This is a genomic window from Aneurinibacillus aneurinilyticus ATCC 12856 (assembly GCF_000466385.1).
Classification (GTDB): domain Bacteria; phylum Bacillota; class Bacilli; order Aneurinibacillales; family Aneurinibacillaceae; genus Aneurinibacillus; species Aneurinibacillus aneurinilyticus.
Genome location: NZ_KE952875.1, coordinates 1 through 2760, shown reverse-complemented (window position 1 = coordinate 2760; position 2760 = coordinate 1). Strand labels below are relative to the sequence as shown.

At 37.9% G+C, this 2760-nt stretch carries 4 protein-coding genes and 1 pseudogene; 4 read left to right on the top strand and 1 reads right to left on the bottom strand.

Annotation, left to right across the window (positions count from 1 at the left end):
• Positions 1-617 precede the first annotated feature (617 nt).
• A complete protein-coding gene (locus HMPREF0083_RS20730; protein ID WP_021623710.1) occupies positions 618-797 on the top strand; it encodes a hypothetical protein in 180 nt (59 codons plus the stop codon).
• Entirely contained in the window at positions 797-976 is a 180-nt protein-coding gene (locus tag HMPREF0083_RS20725; RefSeq protein WP_021623709.1) for a hypothetical protein, read from the top strand. The genes HMPREF0083_RS20730 and HMPREF0083_RS20725 overlap by 1 nt, the downstream gene beginning before the upstream one ends.
• A gap of 449 nt (positions 977-1425) precedes the next feature.
• On the opposite strand, the gene HMPREF0083_RS20720 is transcribed toward HMPREF0083_RS20725, so the two are convergent.
• Positions 1426-1782, bottom strand: a complete 357-nt coding sequence (locus HMPREF0083_RS20720; RefSeq protein ID WP_021623708.1) for a helix-turn-helix domain-containing protein — start codon at positions 1780-1782, stop codon at positions 1426-1428.
• A 147-nt stretch (positions 1783-1929) separates the two neighbouring features.
• On the opposite strand from HMPREF0083_RS20720, the pseudogene HMPREF0083_RS29500 reads away from it, so the two are divergent.
• Both HMPREF0083_RS29500 and HMPREF0083_RS28310 read left to right on the top strand, forming a co-directional pair.
• A pseudogene (locus tag HMPREF0083_RS29500) lies at positions 1930-2013 on the top strand (ORF6N domain-containing protein); the annotation flags it as partial.
• A 93-nt stretch (positions 2014-2106) separates the two neighbouring features.
• Positions 2107-2268 (top strand): hypothetical protein, encoded by a 162-nt coding sequence (locus HMPREF0083_RS28310; RefSeq protein WP_021623707.1) that lies wholly within the window; start codon positions 2107-2109, stop codon positions 2266-2268.
• Positions 2269-2760 lie beyond the last annotated feature (492 nt).

The following is a 2760-nucleotide window of genomic DNA, read 5'->3' as shown; positions in this document are numbered from 1 at the left end:
TACTTTGGATTATACTGGATAATCAACACCCTTGTTACAGTTATTGTTAATAGGGGATAGGTGGTAACGCTATTGTAAAGGGGTAGTGAAAGCGGATGAACATAAAAGGGGTTGTGGGATCTGGGACTAGACATTATTAGTTATGCTTGCATTGGTGTTGGTGTAGTATCCGGGTATACCGGGGAAGTAAAAGAAGAATAAGAAGTTAAGCCCCGCTGTACGAATGGTGGGGCTATTTTTTTATTAATTTTACATTTATATATTTATATAAATATTATATATTATATGTAGGGGATGAAACAAGCCCTGCCCCGGAAAGGGGGTGTAAAGCTTGAAGCAGGAGGATATTGTTTTACTAGCTTTTCTTTCATCTTGCTTAATCCTCTCCAACTCAATTATTGTTTTTACAGACAATCGATTGAAGGAAAGAGCCGAACGCAAAAAGCGGGAAGCTGAGGAAAAGCGTAATAAAAGGAAAAGACCCGTAAAGCGTTCGCGGCGCTTATAACGGGTCCGGTAAAAGCAAGGCAAGCGGTGTAAAAGCCGCTTGTCACTCCTATTCACTTTATACGCTTATTTTATCCCCTTTATACCATATTGTAAAGTGAGGGGTCTTTATGGGATGGGTATACTGGGTAGTCGGCATTGTCGCTATCGTTGCATTTCTTGTCTCTGCTTATTCGCTTATACTTTCCATTAAAGACTACAAACAAACAAAACGTGAATACAAAGAAGAAAAGGCGCGGGCCGAACGACTTGAACGTTACTTCCGCGTTGTTCGAAAGGGGCGGAAGTAATGGCGAAGAAAACACGCACATACAGACTACATGAGGAAACCATTGCCCTTTTAAAAGCCTGGGCATTTATCACAGAGAAAGATCAACAAGATATTTTAGAGGAAGCATTTTTAGAATATGCAAAGCAACGCCCAGAACTCCATGAAAAAGCAAAGAAAGTTATTGAGGCTGTGAAGTAGTAGCGTTTTTTCTGAGAAATATAGATAATAAATGAAAAGCGAGTGAGTTGAAAAACCCGGCGATTATGCCGGGTTTGTGTTTGACCACATTGACCACATACTCATTTTATTAGGTTACTTTTCGTTTTCTATGGTTCTATATAGTATAGAAGAAACTAGATTTATTTAGCGGTATTTATCTACCTTTATCCTATCTTTCTTTAGATAATTAAAATGTAGTTAAAGTTAGACAAAAATAAAGATAAGCGGAAAACCCTTGATTTATAAGGGTTTTCTATTTGCTCATTTCCTAAGCTGTATTCTTAAAAGTCGGCTTTACAGTTTCTTTTGGTTTTGTGGGCTTTCTTTTTTCTCTCATTCCGCTCTCAATTAATATTTATTTACATTTATATAATTATTTACCTTAATGTCTATAATAATGCCCTGCTTGTCCGATTGGTCAAGCAGGGTTACTTGTTTTTCTTTGCTTCTAGTTCTTGTTTTCGTTTCTTAAAGCGGGCAACCATATCTTCAACTGTATCCATAATGACTTGCTGTTGTTCAGGATCAAGCTCCTCAAATCCTTCTAGGCCATCATAAAAAGCAACATTGATATTTGAGTTATCAGGAGACGGATTATTAGTGCGGCCAAGGAGGTAGTCAGTAGTTGTGTTATAGAGTTCAGCCAGTTTTTGGAGATTTTCTATGTCAGGTTCACTTCGTTCGTTTTCATAATGAGAGTATCTAGCTCGTGATATACCTAAATACTTAGCTATATCTTCTTGGGTTCTTTTTCCACGCAATGTCTTTAGTCTCTCACCTAACACAGTTACCCCTCCTGTCTACTCATACTTATTATAGATATACTTTGTATCGCTGAAAACAAATGATAAAAAACGTATCAAAAACGTATTGATGATACAAAATTTATCTATTATACTGGGTTTATTGATACAAAATGTATCACCGGACTAAAAAAAGGTGCTTGGATGCACGCAAAATCACTCAACACCGACAAAATCTGGGAAGCTTACGACATGCTTGTTGACGATTACTACTAAGTTAAAGGAAGCAACAGAGGGTACTGGTTCGAGACAGAAGCCGGTCGGCGGGATTATATGATAAACGTACTTTGAGAGGAGGTGAGGAAGATGCTTGGAATGGCAAGTGAAATCAGAGTCCATCACGTATCTGGAAGTATTGAAAGACAGATTGGTTACTGGTTAGCGGCAAATCCTGCTGCCGTAGTCATTGATATCAAATTCGGCTGTAATGCTGATGAAGCACTTATTATCTACAAACCAGGGCAATAAAAAAAGCGACCTGCGCTAACAGGTTACTAGCACTTCTAAAATGGGTTACTGAAATCAGGAGGGTGTGATGAATCAAGAATAAGTCATTAATATTCAATGCATTGCTGGCGATGATTTCAAGCAGTAGAGGACCTGATTTTGGAAAATCAATTGGTATATCTGATGATACCTTTTGATACACACAATAGCCTATTAGATTATGTTGGTCAGATGTCAAAGCGTAAACGTAAAAGCAGTAAATGAGAGAGGAGCCTTAGCGTTCCTCTCTATTTATCTACAAAGAGTATTTCACATAGGGGAGCGGGAGTAATGACAGATGGTTTTCCATTTTACTTGCACTTGTAGCATGGCCTGTGAGTAGCAGTTGGATTATACGAATTAGCTTTATGAAAACAAAGGTATACAAGAATTTGAAAAAACATAGGGAAGGTGTTCAGATAATGAATAGATATATCGGGTATCACACCTGTTGATTATCCATAAGGTGGAAGA